Here is a 21,556-nt window from a genome sequence, read left to right as displayed (position 1 = left end):
CCATACATACGCTTCATCAAGATCCTCTTAGGCTTGCTTCATATACATAGAAGAGTTATTGAAGATGAACAGCTTGGCTAGCCCATTCACTCCATATTCCCGGCAAAGAAGGAATTTTGTGTAAGGGATTAAGTGTCTAAAACCGTACATTATTCAAAAGTAAGGTGTAAAATGTTTGCATTTGCGCAAAAATCATTGACGAAATGCATGGGAAATCGTTAATATGTAAATCGAAAGTGATTTTTGTTCGGTTTCAGAGATTAACAGGCACCTTTACAGACTATAGAGAAGCGAGGATCGATACAGATGAATTTTAAAACCCAATATGAAGAGATCCTTCACATCGCACGCACTATTTTTGACAATCCAGAGCTTGGATACAAGGAGCATAAAACCAAAGAAACGGTTGCTTCCTTCCTGCGAAAAGTGAATCCTGAGGTTCAAATAGAGGAATTCAGCACGACAGGGATGAAGACAGTGCTTGGCGAAGGCAAAGGCAAGGCGCTGAATGTGGCATTTATCGCAGAGCTCGATGCGGTATATGCGCCAACACACTGGCATGCAGACAAAGAAACAGGAGCTGCGCACAACTGTGGACACTATACACAAGTAGCCATTGCACTCGCACTGTACAAGGTATTGTATGAGACGAAGCGCTATGAGTCGTTTGATTTCACATTAACCTTCATCTTTGTGCCTGCTGAAGAATATTTGGACTTGGCTTATCGCGATGAACTGCTGAAGCAGAATATGATTACCTACTATGGCGGCAAGCCTGAGGCGATGAAGCTGGGCGTGTTCGATGATATCGATATCGGCATTTGCGTGCATGCGATCGGCAATGAGTTTGAGCGTAGAACGATTGAAGTCAATTGCAATCTGGCAGGCTTCCTGTATAAAAAGTATACTTTCAAGGGCAAAGCAACCCATGCTGGCTTCGACCCGTTCTCAGCCCATAATGCGTACAGCATGTCAACACTGTTCAATACCGCAGTCGGCTTAAGCCGTCAGCAGCTGAAGGACAGCGAGATGGTGCGCATTAATCCGATTGTGATGGGAACGGATATGTCGACCAATGTTATCCCTAACTGGATTACCGTTGGTACGGATCTTCGTACCCAGACGGTGGAATACATGCAAGAGGTGGCTTGCCGCCTTGACGATGCAGCAAGAGGCAGTGCGCTTGCTCTCCAAGGAGAGGTTGAAGTTGATACGCAGATGGGCTATCTGCCATTTGTTCAGGATCGGTATTTGTCCGAGTTTGCAATCCAAGCCTTCCATGAGAATGATGAGATTGCGGACATTTGGAACAATAACGCGATTAGTGCAGCAGGCGACATCGGAGACCTGTCCTACATGATTCCATGTATTCAGATTGGCCACAGCGGCTTCACAGGTACGATTCATGGCGATGACTTCAAGGATGTAGATCCCGAATATTTATTTGAAATCTTCCCGCGTTATTTGCTGCAGGTGCTGGAGCAAATGAGCGGCAAGCTGGATAAAAGTAAGCTCTATAAGCGCTCGTACGAACAGTATGCTCAATTGATTCAATCGATCGCAAGCAACTAGTCAATACAACATGATGAAGAAGAGGGGACAAGGATTACAATCATGAAGGATAAGGGGAAAGTGGTTAACTTTGTGTTATTCTTAGCCTTTGCACTGCTGGTCATTGCTGCTGCAGAGCGAATCGGCTTTCAATCGGTCACGGTGGGGTCATTCAAGATCGGCCTGCTGCCGCTCGTATTTGCGATCATCATAACGATGGTTCTTGGCATGAAGGTGTTCCGTAAGGGAATATTCAAGCGCATTTACAGCGAATTCAACGTATCCTTTGCGGGGAAATACTTGATCTTTATCATGCTCCCGCTGATGGCTCGCTACGGGGCCGATGTGGCGCCTAAGATTAAAGAGATCTTGTCCATCGGCTGGGTATTCATTATTCAGGAGTTCGGTAACCTGGGAACGGTGCTGATCGGTCTTCCGATCGCGATTCTGATTGGACTTCGCCGTGAAGCAATCGGTGCGACGCTCGGTATTGGCCGCGAAGGGGAGCTAGCTTACATTTCTGAGAAATACACGCTTAACTCGGACGAAGGCCGCGGCGTGTTGTCGCTTTACATTATCGGGACATTGTTCGGAACCATTGTGTTCAGCATTATTGCACCTATCCTGCTTGGACTAGGCTTCAGTGTTGAAGCACTTGCTATGTCTTCTGGCGTAGGCTCTGCCAGCATGATGACAGCAGCTTCTTCCGCCCTTATTGCACAAGTGCCGGATCAAGCGGAAACGATTCGCGCCTATGCTTCGGCCAGCCAACTGCTTACAAGCTTCCTAGGAACCTATACGATGGTATTCCTTGCAGTGCCGCTGCAGCGTTTCATGTACAACAAGATGGTGAAGCGAGGTAAACAATAATGGAAACGAACATGAATAAATATCTCAAATATGCGCTCGTTCTGCTGCTCAGTGTAGGCTTGATTCTATTTACCCAGCAGGTGAAGATTTGGTTCAATGGCGAGGCTGCCGCGCCGATTTCGGCGATGACCTTTTATGGTTTGATTACGCTTTGGACATTTGCATTTGCCGGTGTGCTGCTTTCTGACGTGATGAAAAAGGTACCTGTGCGCTTCTTGCAGGAGTTCCCAGTGCTTGGCTGGGTATCTATCATCTCCTTGGTATGCTGCTTATTGTTTGAATTTCCGATCAAGGCGATTCAAGCGGTTGATTTCTTGTCGATTACAACGCCGGTGTTGACGTTCGCCGGCATTTCAGTAGCGAACCGTCTTGTGGACTTAAGACGCACATCGTGGCGCGTCGGCATCGTGGCGATCTTTGTGTTCCTAGGCACTTATCTAGGAAGCGCGCTATTATCTGAGCTTGGCCTTGCTATTGCAGGGAAGTAATGAAATAAAGGGCATGCTGCGAATGTGCTGCTCCTATTGAAATGAGAAGACCTCCAGTCGTACCCGGTTAAGGGTAGCGGTTGGAGGTCTTTGTTGTCATATATCAATTTATACCATTTATAAGTTTTGACATAGACGAGACCAGCGCTCTATTTGATGATAGAACCTATCCTTAAATGCATGCGCTCGCTTTTGGTGGATTCGGATAGCGGTAAACTCATCAGTCTCGACTACAGATGCGTATCAAACCAGCCCACAATATGCTCTAAGCGCTGCGTTCGAAGACCCGGATGCCCTCCGCGGGACAGCTCATGGTTCGAATTCGGGAAGCGAACGAAGCGTGTCTCTTTGCCTAGACGCTTGAGCGCTGTGAACAGCTGCTCGGCCTGCTCGATCGGGCATCTCAAATCCTGCTCGCCATGGAGAATCAACAGCGGGGTCTCCACTTGCTCGACATAAGCGATCGGAGAATGCTTCCATAGAAGCTCAAGATGCTGCCATGGATTGCCTCCGATCTGATCCTCTGAGAAGTGAAAGCCAATGTCGCTGACTCCGTAGAAAGAGATCCAGTTCGAGATGGAGCGCTGTGTCACGGCTGCCTTGAAGCGATTCGTATGTCCCACGATCCAGTTCGTCATGAAGCCGCCATAGCTTCCGCCGGTTACGCCTAGTCTGGTCGCATCAATGAAGCTATAGGTCTTAAGCGCATGGTCCATGGCTTCCATGATATCCTGATAATCGCGACCGCCGTAGTCACCGCGCACCGCATTAACGTGCAGCTGGCCATAGCCATGACCTCCGCGCGGATTGCAGAACACGACTGCATATCCACGTGAAGCCAGCAGTTGAAACTCATGCATGAAGGTATGGGCATACATCGCATGAGGGCCGCCGTGGATCTCCAGCACCGTCGGTACCTTGCTGCCTTCGTGGAATCCAATCGGCTTCATGATCCAAGCTTGAATGGATTCGCCGTCGCTTGCGGTGAAGGAGAAGCTCTCAGGCGTGCTAAGCTCAACTTCATCCCACAGCTCATCGTTGGAACGTGTTAATGGAATAAGCGCACGGCTGCTTAAAGTGAAACGATACAGCTCCCCGGGATGAAGCGGATCAGCCGAGGCGAGGACAAGTGTATCGTGATCGATAACGGCAAATTGATAGATTTCCCGTGGTCCCTCTGTCAGCATGTCCATGCCGCTGCCGTCTACAGCGAAGGAAGCGAGCTGAACACTTCCGTCAGTCGTGACGAGGCTGTAGATTGAAGCGCCATCCTTGCTGTACACGGGACCTGTTGTGCTGATATGCGAACGCATATCACTGACCGCATAATGTCCGATTGGCCGATCCAGTGCCTCACTCAGGCAGGTCACGGTCCCGTCTTCAAGCTGCATGGTATATAGTCGAACCTGCGTTGCGTTATGGTAGGAACGATCGCTTGCATGGAATGCGAGTGCTGAGCCGTCATTGGAAAAGGTAATCGTTCGGATGCTCATCGTGGAAGCGCTAAGCTTGCGCAGGCCCTCGCCGCTAAGATCGATCATGTATAGATCATTCGTGTCCTTCATGTCAAGATCATGCTGGGATTCGTTCGCTTCGGGAGCTTTGGCGACAAATACGATCTGATTCCCATCAGGAGACCATGCATAGTCGCCAATATCGTAATCGCCAGTCGTTAGCGTTGTCGTCTGCTTCGTCTTAAGATCCACGAGGAAAAGATGGCTGCGTCTGCCGTTCCACAAACCTCCGCCGTCAGACTTGTAGCGAATGCGATCGACCACGATGGCTTCTTGTTTTTTCTTAGGTTCTGGCTCGTCTAATTTGCCTTGGGAGGACGGAGCGGAAAGGGTGCTCTCTTTATCTTTCGGATCAACTTGCGATTTAATGAGAAGGGCTTCGCCATTAGGCGACCACTGGAACTGGCTCACGCCATGCTGAAGCTTCGTAACCGCCACGGCTTCTCCGCCGAATAGAGGCATCACCCATACCTGCGGCTTATCCTTTACCTTGCGTATGAAGGCAAGCTTTGTGCCGTCTTTTGACCATGCAGGAGAGTGATCCTGTTCACCTGCTGTAAAGGAGATGTTCTCCATCGTCTCCGGATGCAGAAGGCGAATATGGGTAGCGTAGCCATCCTGCTTTTCATTTACGTTCTTCGAGACGTATGCGAGATGACCCTGATATGTACTGATGCTAGGATCGCTTACCCATGTGATGCGAAACAAATCGTCCGAGTTGATGCCGCGCTTATGTGTCAATGTCGTTCACTCCTTCGTGTATGATGGGTCAGTTATGATGCAGAGAATCTAATATCCATGTTAATCCAATCTGAAGGAGGGGGCAAGCATAGTGGGAAGACAGTGGGAGGGCTGTGTACACAGCGCTATTCGGCATGCGCCTTCTGTATGGTGCACATATAGAGGCGCAGCATCCGATCTTTGAAGACCGGATGCTGCGCTTGCTCACTGCTGGAAACGTTTTTTTTGACACCTGCTGCACAAGGCAAATTAAACTTATTTGACTCCTGCGGGCTGCTTTTTGAAGAAATGCTTCAACGCTCGGTACACCTCTGCCTTCTCTTTGATGACATAATGCATAAAGTCGGGGTATTTAATATTGCGATAGGCCGACATTAGCGTACTGCTGCGGTTGTATTGATTGACCTCGCCATAGCCGAACATATTGGTGCGCTTCAACAGCTCGCCAATCAGCTTCACGCATCGCTCGTTGTCGCTCGTCAGATTGTCTCCATCAGAGAAATGGAACGGGTAGATGTTATAGCTTGATGTCGGATACCTCTGATCAATGATCTCAAGCGCCTTCATGTAAGCAGAAGAGCAGATCGTGCCCCCGCTCTCGCCGCGTGTGAAGAAGTCCTCCTCAGATACTTCCTTCGCTTCCGTATGATGCGCGATGAATACGATCTCTACCTTTTCATATTGGCGTCTGAGGAAGCGGGTCATCCAGAAGAAGAAGCTTCGGGCACAGTATTTCTCAAAGGAGCCCATAGACCCTGAAGTATCCATCATGGCAATAATGACCGCATTGGAGTGCGGCTTCACGATCTCTTCCCAGGTCTTGAATCTTAGATCATCTGGAGAGATGCCATGGATGCCTGGCTTGCCTGTCAGCGCATTGCGCCGCAGGTTCTCAAGGATCGTCCTCTTCTTATCGATGTTCGACATAATTCCTTTCTTGCGAATGTCGTTGAAGCGAATGTCGGTAATCTCAAGCTGATCCTTGTCCTTTTGCTTCAGATTAGGAAGCTCCAGCTCTTCAAACAGCATATTTTCAAGCTCAGCAATGCTGATCTCTGCTTCTACGACATCGGCACCGGGCTGATCGCCTGCCTTCTGTCCCTTTCCAGGGCCTTGAGCTTCTCTGTCTGTGCCAAGCACGTCTCCGACCTGACTGTCTCCATCTCCTTGCCCGACATGCTTCTTCTTATTGTAGTTATACATAAATCGAAATTCATCCAAGCTTCGTATCGGAACCTTTATGATCTGTTTGCCGTCAGACATAATGATATTCTCTTCTGTAACGAGATCGGGAAGGTTTTGCTTAATGGCATCGCGGACCTTCTGCTGATGGCGTGCTTGATCCTGATACCCTTTACGATGCAAAGACCAATCCTCTCGAGATACGATAAAAGAATTGCGGTTCATATCGTCACCTCCAGCATCCAAGAAGCGATTGAATGGTTGATATGTGAAGCAGGCGTTTCTATTTCAATATATTCAATCGACAATCAGTTATGTACTTGAAAAAAGCCACCCGAAGGTGGCTGCATGTGCTGCTATTATATGAGGAACGGCTATGGAAACGATCATTCCGTTGAGGAAGAGGCGAGGTTCTCAATACCAAAACGCACGATCCGGATTCGCATTTCAAGATCCTCTCTTGCTTGATCGACAGTGCATACGTCAGAGAACACAGACGTAATGGCGGACATGAGCATATTTTTCAGGAGTTCGACGAAGTTTCTGGTCTGCTCCTTGCATAAGCGCGGAGGGAGAGCATCCTGCTTGAGCTCCTTAAACAGGCAGCTTCGCTTCTTAAGCTCCTCTGGGTCCATGAAGTTCAACAGATGGCTTGCGATCTCCATGTTCATTTTTCGTACTGTGCCGATAAACAGCTCCTTGTCCTCCTCGAATCCTTCGCCAGAGGTGACCTGATCAAATATGCTGACTAAAAAGGCATAAGGATCAAAGACCTGCTCATTCAGCTTAGCAAACAACGGCTTCATAATCCTCGCCTGATACTCATCCATAATATAGAGAAACAGATCCTCTTTGTTCTCAAAATACATATAGAAGCTGCCGCGCGAGATTTGAGCCTTCTTAATGATTCGATTGATGGACGCCTCATGAAAGGTATATTCACTGAACTCTTGCTTGGAAGCGTTCATGATGGTAGCTCGCTTGTCCACTGGCAGGTTATAGAAGGTTTGGCTGGGCACTAGAGGACCTCCTTTCACTTAGATGTGCTCCATTCCTATTGTGACTACTCGCGACGCAACGATTCAACTGGGTCAAGCTTAGCAGCCATGCCGGCTGGAATAATGCCTGCTGCCATGCTGATCAAGACGCTGATGACAATGCCCGCGATCATGTATATCGGTTCGATGACCACAAGATTGAAGCTGAATAGATTCGTTGTGATTGGATTAACGATCATCATGGCCAGCAGGGCAAACAAGATGCCCATGAGGCCACTTAGCAAGCCAATCAGGAAAGATTCGGATACGAAGATGCGGCGGATATCCTTGGATCTGGCTCCAATAGCTTTCAATACCCCGATCTCTTTGGTTCGCTCGACGACACTGATATACAGGACGACGAGAATCATAATAGCCGATACAATTAACGAGATGGCGGCGATGGCGGCCAGAACATAAGACAGCATGTCCAGCATGCTAAGGAACATATCAGCCATCATCTCTTGCGCGGAACCGCGGTAACCAAGGTCAGCCACAGCCTGTCGGATGCTGTCTGTATGATCGACATCATCACTGATTAAATACAACGTTGAAGGCTGAATCTCAAAGTCATGCTTGTCCCCAATCGCGACTAGATCATCATAGTTGGCAAACATGATCTGCATATTCGAGGTTCCTTCAAAATTACTGCCTGTTGTATAGATACCGCTAACGGTCAGAGGAGCCTGGTAGGTCTCTTCGTTCAGCTTCAGAGTGACTGTAACCTCTTTGCCAATTATATCTTGGCCAAGGTCCTTCTCCACCGCTTCGCTAACGAGAATCTCTCCTTTTTCCGGATATGCTCCCTTCGCAATATTGGATTCCGTTACGTTCTCTGACAGGGTGGAGACCATAAGAATCTGGCTCGTCTTATCCTCATACTGAATCATGTTGGTCCCAAGCGCCATGATATTCAGCCCTTTTTGCACCTCGACAACATGGTCAATATCGCTTAGCTTGTCCATATCTTTCTGCTCAAAAGGAGTATAGGAGCCAAACATGGCACTTGGGTCCATCGGAGGCATTCCTGGCGGGGCTTCCGCCGTTCCTTTCTCATTCTGATTCATAGCAGCTTCTTCTTCAATGGGCATGTTCACTTCTACAACCAAGGGATTGGTCATGCTGTTCATTTGGTCGGTTACATAACCCTTTACGCCATTGCCTAATGCCAGCATAAGAATGACGCTCGTAATCCCGATGCTGGCGCCGATTGCGATCAGCACATTGCGAGTCATCTTCTCTTTCATATTGTTCAGTGCAAGCTTAATGGCGGACAGCATGCTTAGATTCTGCTTGCCCTTATTGATAGAAGCTCGTTCCGAAGCGGCGCTGCCGATATCCATGCCTTTTATATCGTCTACAATGCGGCCATCCGCGATTTTGACGACGCGGCTTGAATGATTCGCGACCTTCTCGGAATGGGTCACCATAATGACGAGCTTGCCTTTGCGAGCGATATTCGTAATCAGCTCAAGAATTTGCTCGGTAGTCTCAGAATCAAGAGAGCCGGTGGGTTCATCTGCGATAATAATATCAGGATCATTAATAAGTGCTCGTGCAATGGCGACCCGCTGCTTCTGACCGCCAGAGAGCTGATTCGGCTTCTTCTTCATGTGATCCTTGAGGCCGACCTCGGTAAGGATCTCCTCAGCGCGTGCGACTCGTGCGCTTTTGCCAATGTTCGATAAAGTCATCGCGATGGTTACATTGTCTAGGACGGACAGGTGAGGGATCAGGTTAAAGCTTTGAAAAACAAAGCCCACTTTGTTCTTGCGGTAAGCATCAAGCTCTTTGCTGCTGAATTCCCCAATATTGCGTCCCTCAATCAAGAGCTTGCCGGTAAAGTCAGAGTCAAGGCCGCCGATCAGATTCATGAGCGTAGACTTGCCGCTCCCTGATTCCCCGATGATAGAGACAAGCTCTCCCTTTTTAAAGGAAATGTTAATGTCGCGAAGCGCAGGGAAGACTTGATTATCAGCTAGTTTGTAGCTCTTAGAGATTTGATTTAGTTCTAGCATGTTCAATGAGCATCACCTTTCTGGCTGTGGACATCTTGATGTGACAAGGTGTCATATTATGTTGTTATTACTATATATGACAGGGTGTCATGCGTCAAGGAAATCGTCAGCGGTAATCGTATCCAATAAGGTTCGGTGCTGAACTTGCCGTGCGTCTAAACGAATAAACCAATAGGGGATGCAATCTACCTGGATTCTCGAAAGCAGAAGGTGTGGTGTATACTGGGAGAAAGATAGCAGTAGAATGGAGTGGAGAAGTTGAAGAAGAGGATTGGGATTATTGGACTTGGCGATATTGCGAAAAAAGCTTATTTGCCGGTGCTGGCTTCACACCCCCATATTGAGCTTGCGGCAATTGCAGCAAGGACGAAGACAAGCGTTCAGGAAATAGGCGAGCGTTACCGTGTTGATAAAAGATTCACGAATATCGATGACATGCTTCAATCATCACTTGATGCGGTATTTGTACATACACCCACGGAAACGCATGAGGATGTTGTGCTTCGCTGCCTAGAACGTGGGCTTCATGTCTATGTTGACAAGCCCTTGTCTTATGACATAGAGGCCTCAGCTCGAATGATTGAGGCGGCTAATCGAGCCGATCGCCTGCTTGCGGTAGGCTTTAACCGCCGGTTTGCGCCACTGTATATGGAAGCGAAGCGCTGGATGGAAGACGCCGGAGGGTTTGATCTGCTAATCGCAGAGAAGCATCGAACACGCAAGCAGGCTTTAATCATGAAAGAAACCTATTATGACGATCTCATCCATATTATTGATCTCCTGCTCTGGATGGGAGCTTCATCCTATGAAGTGACCTCTATGCTGCATGAGCAAGATGAGGGTGGTCGGCTTGTTCACGCGACGGGAACGCTTCAGTTTGACCGCCGATTAGGGATGTTCAGCATGAATCGTCAGGCTGGCAAGGATATGGAGCGGGTAGAACTGCATGGTGGCGGAAGGTCGTTCGAGGTAAGAAATCTGGAGCAGGGCACTGCTTCTGACAGGGAGAGCGGAGAGCAGACATTGTCTTTTGGCAGCTGGGATTCGATTAGCAAACGGAGAGGTTTTGAAGGGATTATCGATCACTTTATTCAATCCCTTGATGCGCCAGATGAATGTTTGATTACGGGTGAGCGTGTATGGGAAACCCATGCGCTTATTGAACGGCTAACAAAGCTGTAAGATCGGCTGGATAGAATGATTTCATTAGGGCGGTATCTGTGTGAATGAAGCAAGCCTCGTCATGGCATGAACCTGTGAATGGAGATGCCGGCGAGGCTATTTGTTCATGTAATGACCATTTTTTGGAGAAAGTTAGAAATGAACACATAAGAATATGTGGAAAATGAACAAAGTTTCATATAAGATAATACCGAGCATACGTAAAATTTTGTCGATGATCAACAGGAGGTGGACAGCATGTTGCGTCGGTATATTAGGATTGGCAGTTTGAGTATGGCAGCTGCCGTTGCGCTGGGTGCTTTTGGCGCGCATATTTTGGAATCACATCTTACTCCTGAACGACTGGCGACATGGGAGACAGCGGTGCAATACCATATGATCCATGCCGTAGCGTTAATCATTATCGCCTTGTTTGCCGATAAACTTCAGGAGTTAAAGAAAGTATTATGGTCGCTTCGACTCTTGTGGGCCGGTACATTAATATTTTCAGGAAGCTTGTATATACTCTGTCTATCCGGCATCGGAGTACTTGGGGCTATAACGCCAATTGGCGGCGTGGCGTTCATTTTAGGCTGGATCATGCTGTTTCTGGCAGCACGCAGCGTGCGCTCCTAACAGAGAAGTTGGAAGTTCGATTATGGGAGGACTAACCTCATGCTTCATGACACGGGAAATACGGACAATGGGGTGTTCGAACGGTTGCCCATTGCAGCAGCTTGCATGCTGCTTGACGGAACGGTAAGATGTTCAAATCGATCTTTCCGCAAAGAGATGGGGGTAGCTTCTGAAGAGCCCATCCTTCTTCATGAACTGCTTGAACTTGAATCTGGTCAATTGCTTGAGGAAGCAAAGAATGTTGCTTATGCTCAGGTCGAGCAGCAGCTCACTTTAGCAGGAGCAGGTGAGCGTGGTTATCAGAGAGAATGGCTGATTCATCTCATTCCTATCAAAGGAAGAGCGGAGGAGATTCTGGTCTGCTTGCAGGATGCCTACCCCAATCGGCATATCACCGAGAATTTGAATTATCTTTCGTTCTATGATGATATAACAGGTCTTCCTAATCGAAGCATGTTCATGAAGCGGCTTGAGGATGCTGTCAAAGAATCTTTACGTGAGGATCAAGAGACTGCACTTCTACTCATGGACCTTGATCGTTTTAAGCGAATTAACGAAACCTTCGGCCCAGACGTTGGTGACATGCTGCTCATGCAGATCGCTGCAAGGCTTGTTCGCGCTACGAATGGCCAGGATATTGTGGCTCGTATGCAAGGAGACAAGTTTGCGAGTCTGGTTACGGGATTTGAATCGGAAGAACAGCTTGTTCGTCAGGTGGAAAGCTTTCTTGCCTGCATGGAAGAGCCGTTTTATATTCGGGATGTGCCGATTCATCTGACGATGAGCATTGCGGTTGTCGCAAGAGTGAACAGTGTGAACGGCAATAGTCCGTACATGCTGCTGCAGCAAGCCGAGCTTGCTCTCTCGCGGCTTAAGAAGAGCAAGATCAGTGGATACTTGTTCTACTCTCCAGAGATGGAGAACCACACCCTTCGTCAGATTACGCTTGAGCATGAGATGCGTCAAGCACTGATTGAAGGACAGTTTCAACTGTATTATCAGCCACAGGTAGACATGGATAATCGTATTACTGGAGTTGAAGCGCTGGTACGTTGGAATCATCCCTTGCGCGGGATGGTGTCGCCTGCGGAATTTATCCCTCTAGCAGAGGAGAATGGCTTTATTGTTTCGCTAGGGGAGTGGGTGCTTGAAGAAGCCTGCAACCAGAATAAAAAATGGCAGAGTGAAGGTTTGCCTCCGATTCCGGTATCGGTGAATTTGTCCGTGCGACAATTCGAGCGCTCGAACTTTCCTCATACGGTGAAGCAGGTGCTTCAGCGAACCGGACTTCAAGCACAGTATTTGGATCTTGAGATTACGGAAACGATGACGCTGGATGTGACGAGGGCTAGACATGTTTTGAATGAGCTGAAAAAGCTGGGTGTTGCCATCAGCATTGATGACTTTGGAACCGGGTACAGTTCGCTTCATTATCTGAAGAGCTTCCCCATCAATCGCCTTAAGATTGATCAATCCTTCGTTCGAGATCTGAAGCAGGATCCGAATGATGCGGCTATCGTATCAGCCATTATTGCGCTAGGTCATCAGATGAATCTGCAAGTGATTGCAGAAGGCGTAGAGACCGTGGAGCAGCTGCAATTTTTGCAGCATCACGCCTGTGATGAGATCCAAGGCTACTTCTTTAGTCCGCCTATTCCGGGGCCGTCCTTCGAACGCATGCTAAGACGGCAGATCGCATAAGCTTGGCATATTGGGTTGCTGGTTCTCTATATAATCAAACACAGAAAATAAAGCCGCAGAATGGATGACCCGTCCTTTTGCGGCTTATTGTTTTCTTGGGGATGCTTGTGTGTTTAATCACAATGACAGATGAGTTATTTCGAATAAGGCGTCATGTTTTCAATTTCATACAGGTGAAAGGCATATACGGATTTCTCATCGTCATGATACACATTCAAGAGCATATTGGAAGCATCGTAATTCAATATGCGAACAGGCATGCTCAATCGCACACCTTTGGCCTTGTTTACTTCTAGCCGAACTAGTGTACGATGGGAAATGTACTTTTTAATCTCGATCTCAATGGACTCTGAGGAGGAGCGCTCGTGCTCTGCTCGAACCGCTTTTGGTTGCTGGCTTTGCAAGTGAGGGGGTTCAACATGCTGAACGGAACCTGCATTGTAATCCTTTTGCTCTGCACGCGCGTTAATTTGAATGTCTAATATGTCTGGATCACCAAGCAATTGGAGCAACTTCTTCTTCACCTCGGCATTGGAGCTTCCTCTGACCAAAACATCGATGTTGAATTTGAAAGCAGACCCTTGATTGTTGGGTTGTGAGTTGGACATGTATCCTGTTACCTCCAGCGCCATTTGTAAGTATTAATACCTATTATATTATGAAATATGTTTGACAATTAATAGTCCCATAGAACTAAATATGGACAAAATGTTATCCAATTATTGAGATACACCAATTTGTGATTTGTGCATAAGGTAATATGTCAATGTCAACGAAGGAGGTAGCTAGCTTGGTTACAGTTGTCCCTATCACGATAGAAGGCCATACCGTAATTGGAGTGGAGGTACTGCTTCCCAAGACGACGCTCTTAGCGATAACAACGGATCGTGGATATATTATGTGTGGTGCACTCGATGTCGGCTTGCTGAATGCGAAGCTTCATGATCGCGGCATTATTGCTGGTAGAGCCGTTGGTGTTCGTACTTTGGATCAGCTGCTGGAAGCTCCGCTTGAGTCTGTAACGATTGAAGCGGAGCGCTTAGGAATCGAAGCGGGGACGACGGGAAGAGAAGCGCTCCTTAAAATGCTGTAGCAGCAAAGGTCGCTGGCACATTCATTAATCAGAAGCAAAGACAGCATCCATCAAGGAAGCTGTCTTTGCTTCTGTCTCTATGAGAAGGAATGTTCTTCAGCAAGAAGAGGGATAAGCAGGACTACCGAGCATATCGTGTCACAGTGAATCAAGCTTCATCCAACTCATTCCTATCCGATTGATTAGCTTCTGGTGGCTTGTCCAGCAGCAGTTGGCTGGTTACGGCTTGTGTTGAAGCTTGGTCGTAAGTTCCTTAAGCGAGATATGGAAAGGCGGCTTCAAGATGCCATGTTCCGTAATGATCGCAGTCACGTAATCGTTCGGTGTCACATCGAACGCGGGGTTATAGACTTTTATGCCTGATGGCGCTGTTCTTGTTCCGAATGCTTCCGTAATCTCACTTTCATGTCTTTCTTCGATGGGAATAAGCTCTCCGTTCGGCGTATCCATATCAATGGTGGATACCGGGCATGCGACATAGAACGGAATGTTATGCGCCTTAGCAAGCACTGCTAATCCGTAGGTGCCGATCTTATTAGCCACATCACCATTGGCTGCAACTCGGTCTGTTCCAACGATAACAGCCTGAACAAGTCCTTTTTGCATCACCATCGCAGCCATATTGTCACATATCAGCGTCACATCAACGCCGGCTTGTTGAAGCTCGAATGCGGTAAGTCGCGCGCCTTGCAGCACAGGTCTTGTCTCGTCCGCATATACCTTCAAATTTATGCCGCGTTCCTTGGCCAAATACATGGGAGCCAGAGCGGTTCCATAACGCGCGGTAGCCAAGCCTCCTGCGTTGCAGTGCGTGAGTACGCCCATGCCATCATGGAAAAGGCCTAATGCATGTTCACCAATGCTCCGGCATACTTCCTCATCTTCAAGATGAATCGCTTTTGCTTCTAATAGAAGTTCGGCGCTAAGATCATGGATAGGACATGTGCTCTCAGCAAGCGCCTTGGCTTTTAGCTTCATTCGATCCAACGCCCAAAACAGATTGACCGCTGTTGGGCGGGCGGTGGCCAAGTACTCCGCATCTGTGATGACTTGATTCAGCCACTGATTGCGATCGGCATACTGCTTGTTCAAGGTGCCGAGCACAACGCCATAGGCCGCGGCAATCCCAATCGCAGGCGCGCCGCGCACGACGAGATCATGAATGCCATGCCATACATGAAGCACCTCGGTTAACTTCAAGTAGTCGATTTGTCCTGGGAGAACGCGCTGATCTAGAAGTTCAAGCGTATCTTCGTGCCAGCGAACAGATACAAGCGTGCTTGTATGTTGATCTAGTTGTTGTGTCATGAAGTGTGTACTCCTTTGAATGCAGATTGGCATATGTCTATTAACTCATCAATGTGTTGAATCTCTCGGTTTCTTTTGACCATCGCAGTCCCGATCGCAAGCGCCAGCCGTTCAGCTCGTTCCTTGGCTGCAGCATCCGCAATCGTATCGATATCCGCGACATGGGAGAGACCAACGACTCGACGAATGACTTTGCAGCCCGCATATCCTGCTGCATCTTGAAGGACGCGCTTCATATAAATCTCCTGATAAGCGGGGTTGAAGGATAAGCGATCAACACCGTTTGAATGCCATAATTGCAGGAATCGGTCGTGGAATAAGTTCCAGATCTCCTTGATGGTCTGAATAAGGTAATCCCGCTTAGCGTCGCGCTTGCTGTGATCCTTTGTCCAATGCTCATGGGATGCTGCATTCAGCAGCAGATTCGCAAACACAGCGCCAATATCAAATCCCATAGGGCCGTAGTATGCAAATTCAGGATCAATAACCTTGGTGGACGCCTCTGTAATAAAAATGCTGCCTGTGTGCAAATCACCATGCAGAAGGGCCTGAGACTGCGTAAGGAACTTCTCTCTTAGCAGCATGACCTCAACATGCAGCGAGGCATCTTGACACAGTTTCTCATGCTCATCCATGATCGCTGGATTGATGTTGTTGTTGTCTGATACCGTATAAGGATCGTCAAAGATGAGGTCCTCCGTAATCTTGCATAGATCAGGATTAATAAAGCGTTCAACCTGCCGTTTCTTGTCCTGCTGATTCATGCCAAGATCAGAGGTGTAGAACAACGTATTCGCTAGGAAACGAGAGATATGATCAGCGAAAGCAGCATATTGATTGCCCTCGATAAGTCCTTTTCGCATAATAGTATGATCGCTTAAATCTTCCATAATCGTGTAAGCCATATCCTTATGATAGGCATATACTTGAGGGACAAGGTCTGGAACGAGCCTGCCTTGGATGGTCAAGGCTTCATGCTCAATGCGTGCGCGATCTAGTGACAGCGGCCACGATTCCCCTACGACCTTTGCATAAGGAAGTGCTTGTTTGATAATAATACTTTTGGTTGGTACTCCCTGTTCAGGAACACTGTAGACTCGAAATACGAAGTTCAAGTTGCCATCGCCTATTTCTTCACATAGCAGATTGTCATTCGAGTCAAACAAGTCCGTTATATCGCGAGCAATGGCAATTGCATCATCATTGCTTAGAGGACGATAAGCTGATTCGGACATGAGCGCAAGCACTCCTCTCATTAAATCATTGATGTTAGGTTAGAATTGGTAAAAAGGTTTTGCGAATTAGTATATAGGATTTTTTTGGCTATTAAAATACTTTCTTTGCAAAAATGCTGAAAAAATTGCTTGATTCATTTTCAATGAGGACGGGTAACTATTTCATAGTGCGGTATATCATTGGAAAAGTTCCAATTATATGGTGCAATGATAGGAATCATGGACAAGCAGTTGGATGGGCAATCATAAGGTTGGCCTGGATTCAATCTAAAAGTAATGGAAGATTTTACTGACAAAAATATAAGAAAAATAGTTGCATGATAATTGCTTTTAGATTAGAATTATTATCAACAAGGAATTAATAAAATCAATTGACAAGGGTGATTGATGATGGAGGTAACAATTATGAAAACAAACACATTGCAAGAGCTCGTTAACCAACAAGTAGCAAACCTGAACGTATTTTATGTGAAATTGCATAATTACCACTGGTATGTTAAAGGCCATATGTTCTTTACCCTTCATGAAAAATTCGAAGAATTCTACAATGAAGTAACAGAAAATATGGACGAAGTGGCAGAGCGCTTGCTCACCATTGGCGGCAAGCCTTATGCGACAATGAAAGAATACTTGGAGCATACTACGCTTCAAGAGGGCAATGCTTCTGATTCTGCTGACACCATGGTTAAAAACTTGGCAGCTGACTTCAAGCAGCTCATTAAGGAATTTGAAGCGATCATGGAAGCAGCGCAAGAACAAGGCGACGAGGGCACAAGCGATGTATTCTTGGGCATCAAGTCCGAATATGAAAAGCATGTATGGATGCTTGAAGCATTCTTGGGCTAAGTTCAAAGTGAAACGCAGCAAGCGCATCCTTTCTTAGGGGTGCGCTTTTCCTTTGATTTAGAAATGAGAATAATGATCATTAGCGATAAAGCATTTTATTGTTCTAAAAATATTCAAATTTTAAGCTTCTATGAAAATAGGAAAATGAAACCTCGAATTATTGTGAAAAACATTGTCAACATAACGAAAAAAGCCCGTAAAAGTTGAAAAGCGTAGACCGAAGCTTTAAAATTGTATTGAGAATCAGTGAGAATCACTTTATAATAACTACTATGTGATAAATTTTATAGAAATCCATTGTGATTTGTGATTTCTCATGAATCAATTCACCACGATGTTTAAGAATATACCATGATATTTGGAGGTACAGCGCACATGGCAACTGAATTCGTCATTAATGGTCTCAAGGCGACTATTGAGGGTAAAGAGATTCTTAAAGGCATTAACCTGAGCATGAAAGGTGGAGAAATCCACGCGATCATGGGGCCAAACGGAACAGGTAAAAGTACACTTGCTTCCGCATTGATGGGGCATCCTAAATATGAAGTGACAGATGGAACGGTCACATTGGACGGCGAAGATTTGCTTGAAATGGAAGTAGACGAGCGTGCTCGCGCAGGTCTGTTCCTAGCTATGCAATATCCAAGCGAGATTGCAGGTGTAACCAACTCTGATTTCCTTCGCAGCGCGATCAACGCTCGCCGCGGTGAAGGCAACGAGATTTCCTTGATCAAGTTTATTCGTCAGATGGAAAGCAAGATGAAAGCTCTTGATATGAATGAAGAGTTTGCTCATCGTTATCTTAACGAAGGCTTCTCCGGCGGTGAGAAGAAGCGTAACGAGATTCTTCAAATGATGATGATTGATCCTAAGATCGTTGTATTGGACGAGATTGATTCTGGTCTTGATATCGATGCATTGAAGATCGTGGCAAATGGCGTTAACGAGATGAGAAGCGAAGATCGCGGTTTCTTGATCATTACGCACTACCAACGCTTGTTGAACTATGTGAAGCCTGATTTCGTTCACGTTATGATGCAAGGACGAATTGTGAAGTCTGGCGGACCTGAACTGGCTGAGCGCCTTGAGGCGGAAGGCTATGATTGGGTTAAGGAAGAGCTTGGCATCACAGACGAAACAGTAGGACAAGAATAGTCCGTTCATAGATGACGAGACAGGAGGAGCGATAGACCGATGAGTACAGAAATCGTATTACCTGTGGACCGCGAAGCGGTCGCGGCTCTCTCCAACAGCAAGAATGAGCCGGCTTGGTTAGCCGAGCTGCGCTTGCAAGCATTGGAGACAGCAGTACAATTAGATAATCCTAAGCCTGAGAAGACAAAAATCGATCGTTGGAATCTTGATGCATACGGTACAGCTTCTACGAATGCCAAGGTCGCTCAATTCTCTGAGCTCCCTGAGGCTGTTCAAGAGGTTCTTCGATCCTCTGAAGACTCTGAAGTTGCAAACGTACTGGTTCAAGTGGATTCCAATGTTATTTATACACAGCTTGCTGAAGAGCTGAAGCAGCAAGGCGTTATATTCACAGACCTTGAGACGGCTGCTCGCGAACATGAGGAGCTTGTGAAGCCTCATTTGATGCAGGCGATGAAGGCGGATGAGCATCGTGTGGCGGCTCTCCATGCTGCGTTATGGAATGGCGGCGTGTTCTTGTATGTGCCTCGCAACGTAGAGGTATCGATTCCGCTGCAAGCTTTGTTCTATCAAAAAGACAGCGCTGCAAGATTTGCTCCGCATGTCTTGATCGTCGCGGATACGAATAGCCGTGTTCACTATGTGGATACTTACATTTCTAGCGAAACAACAGAAGCTTCCGTTCATAATGGTGTGGTTGAAGTGTTTGTAAAACCAGGGGCTAAGGTAACCTATGCTTCCATTCACCATATGAGCAAAGAAACGGTTGATTTGTCCTATCGCAGAGCTGTTGTGGAGCAAGACGGCGGCATTGAGTGGATCGTAGGCGAGATGCATAACGGCAACACGATCTCTGATACGACATCGATTCTTAAAGGCAACGGTTCGACTTCTGATGCAAAAGTCATTTGTGTCGGCAATGGAGAACAGAAGCTGAATTTGACGACAAGAGCGATTCACTTCGGCAAGAGCTCTGACAGTCAGATGATCACACGTGCGGTTATGCGTGAACAAGCGTCTTCCATCATCAATGGTATTACGAAGATTGAGAAGGGTGCTACCAAGGCGAATGGCGAGCAGACAGAGCGCGTGCTCATGCTGAGCCCTAAAGCGCGCGGGGATGCGAACCCTATTCTTCTAATTGATGAAGACGATGTAACAGCAGGACATGCTGCATCTGCTGGCCAAGTGAACCAAGAACAAGTCTTTTATATGATGTCCCGCGGTATCTCCCGCGAGGATGCTGAGAACTTGATCATTCGCGGCTTCTTGGCTCCAGTGGTATCCGAGATTCCTAATGAACAGCTTCAAGCCATGCTGAAGAGCTACATTGAAAGGAAGTTAGGACAATGATTGGACGCGAACTTCGTGAGCAGTTTCCGATATTGAATCAAGAAGTGAACGGTCACCCGCTAGTATATTTGGATAGTGCAGCAACATCACAGAAGCCACGCCAAGTGCTTGATGCGATTAAGAAGTATTACGAATGGGATAATGCGAATGTGCATCGCGGTGTGCATACGCTGGGTTCACGTGCAACGGACGCTTACGAAGGAGCGCGTGAGAAAGTTGCTCGCTTTTTAAATGCAACAAGCCCAGAAGAGATCGTGTTCACCCGAGGCACAACAACAGCTTTGAACCTCGTTGCCGCTTCTTATGGAAAAGCTGTGCTGAAGCCGGGCGATGAGATTGTGATTACGCCAATGGAGCATCACAGCAATCTTATTCCTTGGCAGCAGGTGGCCAAGGCAACGGGAGCAACGCTTAAGTATCTTCCGCTGCAAAATGATGGCACGATCTCGCTTGATGATGTCGAAGCGACCCTTACGGCAAATACGAAGATTGTCTCTGTCATGCATGTATCGAATGTGCTTGGATTAGTGAATCCTGTAAAAGAGATTGCCGAGATTGCCCATCGTTATGGTGCAGCAATGGTCGTTGACGGCGCGCAAAGCGTTCCGCACATGAAGATTGATGTTCAGGCGCTGGATTGTGATTTCTTCGCTTTCTCTGGCCATAAGATGTGCGGCCCTACTGGAATTGGCGCTTTGTACGGGAAGAAGTCCTTGCTGCAGAATATGGAGCCGATTGAATTCGGCGGCGAGATGATTGATTTCGTAGATTTGTATGAGTCCTCTTGGAAGGATGCGCCTTGGCGCTTCGAAGGCGGCACTCCGATCATTGCTGGAGCCGTTGGTCTTGGAGCAGCGATTGATTTCCTTCAAGAGATTGGTCTCGATACGATTCATCAGCATGAGCTTAAGCTTGCTGCATATGCATATGATAAATTGTCAATGATTGACGGTATCACGATTTATGGACCTGAGGAAGATCGTATTGGTCTCGTGACCTTCAACCTGGATGATATTCATCCACATGATGTGGCTACGGTTCTGGACGCGAAGGGTGTTGCCATTCGCGCAGGACATCACTGCTGCCAGCCATTGATGAGATGGCTTGAGGTAAGTGCAACTGCTCGTGCAAGCTTCTATCTGTATAATACAGAGGAAGACATTGACCAGTTGGTATCAGCCCTTCTGGAGACAAAGGAGTACTTTAGCGATGCAATTGGATGATTTGTACCGTCGCGTCATTATGGATCATTATAAGAAGCCTCGTAACCGTGGTACATTCGATGCGGATGCTGTGACGATTGCCCTGAACAATCCAACCTGCGGGGACCGGATTTCACTTCAGCTTATCCTTGACAATGGAACGGTTAAGGATGCTCGCTTTACAGGCGAGGGGTGCTCGATCAGCATGTCCAGTGCGTCCATGATGACAGAAGCGGTAAAAGGAAAGACCTTGGAGGAAGCCTTGAATCTTGCAGATCGTTTTTCTGCAATGGTGAAAGGTGAAGAGGTTGAGTTTGATGAGTATGAGGACATCGAAGCCCTGTCTGGCGTGAATAAATTCCCTGCGCGCATCAAATGTGCGACATTAGCTTGGAATGCACTTCGCAAAGGCGTAGAACAGCAATAATACAGGTGTGCATGGCGCACACGAAGAGGAGGCTGCTA

General features: G+C 47.2%; 19 protein-coding genes. 12 read left to right on the top strand and 7 right to left on the bottom strand.

Going from position 1 to position 21,556, the window contains the following annotated elements; translation table 11 throughout:
- Positions 1-306: 306 nt before the first annotated feature.
- Genes B9Y93_RS18055 through B9Y93_RS18045 form a run of 3 tightly spaced genes read left to right on the top strand, consistent with a single transcriptional unit; the run spans position 307 to position 2,909 of the window.
- On the top strand, positions 307-1,572 hold the full coding sequence (locus tag B9Y93_RS18055) for a M20/M25/M40 family metallo-hydrolase (protein ID WP_085496651.1): 1,266 nt from the start codon (positions 307-309) through the stop codon (positions 1,570-1,572).
- 42 nt (positions 1,573-1,614) lie between these two features.
- Positions 1,615-2,421, top strand: a complete 807-nt coding sequence (locus B9Y93_RS18050) for a DUF3100 domain-containing protein (protein ID WP_085496649.1) — start codon at positions 1,615-1,617, stop codon at positions 2,419-2,421.
- Positions 2,421-2,909, top strand: a complete 489-nt coding sequence (locus tag B9Y93_RS18045; protein WP_085496648.1) for a hypothetical protein — start codon at positions 2,421-2,423, stop codon at positions 2,907-2,909. The genes B9Y93_RS18050 and B9Y93_RS18045 overlap by 1 nt, the downstream gene beginning before the upstream one ends.
- A gap of 230 nt (positions 2,910-3,139) precedes the next feature.
- Here the strand turns inward: B9Y93_RS18045 and B9Y93_RS18040 are convergent, their stop codons facing one another.
- From B9Y93_RS18040 to B9Y93_RS18025, 4 genes are all read right to left on the bottom strand, one after another.
- Complete coding sequence (locus B9Y93_RS18040; protein WP_085496645.1) at positions 3,140-5,164, bottom strand: S9 family peptidase; 2,025 nt, start codon at positions 5,162-5,164, stop codon at positions 3,140-3,142.
- Between the two features lie 255 nt (positions 5,165-5,419).
- Positions 5,420-6,571 carry a sporulation protein YhbH gene (gene yhbH, locus B9Y93_RS18035; RefSeq protein ID WP_085496643.1) on the bottom strand — a complete coding sequence of 384 codons (1,152 nt, stop codon included), beginning with the start codon at positions 6,569-6,571 and terminating at the stop codon, positions 5,420-5,422.
- Between the two features lie 161 nt (positions 6,572-6,732).
- Positions 6,733-7,365 carry a TetR/AcrR family transcriptional regulator gene (locus tag B9Y93_RS18030; protein WP_085496640.1) on the bottom strand — a complete coding sequence of 211 codons (633 nt, stop codon included), beginning with the start codon at positions 7,363-7,365 and terminating at the stop codon, positions 6,733-6,735.
- 44 nt (positions 7,366-7,409) lie between these two features.
- Positions 7,410-9,401, bottom strand: a complete 1,992-nt coding sequence (locus B9Y93_RS18025; protein WP_217809700.1) for an ABC transporter ATP-binding protein/permease — start codon at positions 9,399-9,401, stop codon at positions 7,410-7,412.
- Positions 9,402-9,650: 249 nt separating this feature from the next.
- Here B9Y93_RS18025 and B9Y93_RS18020 point away from each other — a divergent pair, with 249 nt between their 5' ends.
- The 3 genes from B9Y93_RS18020 (at position 9,651) to B9Y93_RS18010 (ending at position 12,899) form a co-directional block, all read left to right on the top strand.
- On the top strand, positions 9,651-10,583 hold the full coding sequence (locus B9Y93_RS18020; RefSeq protein WP_244903461.1) for a Gfo/Idh/MocA family protein: 933 nt from the start codon (positions 9,651-9,653) through the stop codon (positions 10,581-10,583).
- A 237-nt stretch (positions 10,584-10,820) separates the two neighbouring features.
- Positions 10,821-11,198 (top strand): DUF423 domain-containing protein, encoded by a 378-nt coding sequence (locus tag B9Y93_RS18015; protein ID WP_085496634.1) that lies wholly within the window; start codon positions 10,821-10,823, stop codon positions 11,196-11,198.
- 39 nt (positions 11,199-11,237) lie between these two features.
- The gene (locus B9Y93_RS18010; protein WP_097676250.1) at positions 11,238-12,899 is read left to right on the top strand and encodes a putative bifunctional diguanylate cyclase/phosphodiesterase; all 1,662 of its coding nucleotides are present in this window, start codon (positions 11,238-11,240) and stop codon (positions 12,897-12,899) included.
- 134 nt (positions 12,900-13,033) lie between these two features.
- Here the strand turns inward: B9Y93_RS18010 and B9Y93_RS18005 are convergent, their stop codons facing one another.
- Entirely contained in the window at positions 13,034-13,507 is a 474-nt protein-coding gene (locus B9Y93_RS18005; protein WP_085496631.1) for a hypothetical protein, read from the bottom strand.
- A 182-nt stretch (positions 13,508-13,689) separates the two neighbouring features.
- Here B9Y93_RS18005 and B9Y93_RS18000 point away from each other — a divergent pair, with 182 nt between their 5' ends.
- On the top strand, positions 13,690-13,992 hold the full coding sequence (locus B9Y93_RS18000; protein WP_085496630.1) for a YunC family protein: 303 nt from the start codon (positions 13,690-13,692) through the stop codon (positions 13,990-13,992).
- Positions 13,993-14,211: 219 nt separating this feature from the next.
- Here the strand turns inward: B9Y93_RS18000 and mtnA are convergent, their stop codons facing one another.
- Together mtnA and mtnK are read right to left on the bottom strand one after the other, a co-directional pair.
- The gene (gene mtnA / locus B9Y93_RS17995) at positions 14,212-15,300 is read right to left on the bottom strand and encodes an S-methyl-5-thioribose-1-phosphate isomerase (protein ID WP_085496628.1); all 1,089 of its coding nucleotides are present in this window, start codon (positions 15,298-15,300) and stop codon (positions 14,212-14,214) included.
- Positions 15,297-16,535 carry an S-methyl-5-thioribose kinase gene (mtnK, locus tag B9Y93_RS17990; protein WP_085496626.1) on the bottom strand — a complete coding sequence of 413 codons (1,239 nt, stop codon included), beginning with the start codon at positions 16,533-16,535 and terminating at the stop codon, positions 15,297-15,299. Before mtnK ends, mtnA begins: the two co-directional genes overlap by 4 nt.
- Before the next feature lie 405 nt (positions 16,536-16,940).
- Between mtnK and B9Y93_RS17985 the strand changes: the two genes are divergently transcribed.
- From B9Y93_RS17985 to sufU, 5 genes are all read left to right on the top strand, one after another.
- The gene (locus tag B9Y93_RS17985) at positions 16,941-17,381 is read left to right on the top strand and encodes a Dps family protein (RefSeq protein ID WP_085496624.1); all 441 of its coding nucleotides are present in this window, start codon (positions 16,941-16,943) and stop codon (positions 17,379-17,381) included.
- A 375-nt stretch (positions 17,382-17,756) separates the two neighbouring features.
- A complete protein-coding gene (gene sufC / locus B9Y93_RS17980; protein ID WP_085496622.1) occupies positions 17,757-18,536 on the top strand; it encodes a Fe-S cluster assembly ATPase SufC in 780 nt (259 codons plus the stop codon).
- A 39-nt stretch (positions 18,537-18,575) separates the two neighbouring features.
- Positions 18,576-19,889, top strand: a complete 1,314-nt coding sequence (sufD, locus tag B9Y93_RS17975) for a Fe-S cluster assembly protein SufD (RefSeq protein ID WP_085496620.1) — start codon at positions 18,576-18,578, stop codon at positions 19,887-19,889.
- Positions 19,886-21,112 carry a cysteine desulfurase gene (locus B9Y93_RS17970; RefSeq protein ID WP_085496618.1) on the top strand — a complete coding sequence of 409 codons (1,227 nt, stop codon included), beginning with the start codon at positions 19,886-19,888 and terminating at the stop codon, positions 21,110-21,112. The genes sufD and B9Y93_RS17970 overlap by 4 nt, the downstream gene beginning before the upstream one ends.
- Positions 21,099-21,518 (top strand): Fe-S cluster assembly sulfur transfer protein SufU, encoded by a 420-nt coding sequence (gene sufU, locus B9Y93_RS17965; RefSeq protein WP_085496616.1) that lies wholly within the window; start codon positions 21,099-21,101, stop codon positions 21,516-21,518. The genes B9Y93_RS17970 and sufU overlap by 14 nt, the downstream gene beginning before the upstream one ends.
- Positions 21,519-21,556: the final 38 nt, after the last annotated feature.

The organism is Paenibacillus aquistagni (genome assembly GCF_900177815.1).
Taxonomy (GTDB): domain Bacteria; phylum Bacillota; class Bacilli; order Paenibacillales; family Paenibacillaceae; genus Paenibacillus_B; species Paenibacillus_B aquistagni.
The sequence above is the reverse complement of the archived record's forward strand: the minus strand, read 5'-3'. Positions and strand labels throughout refer to the sequence as shown.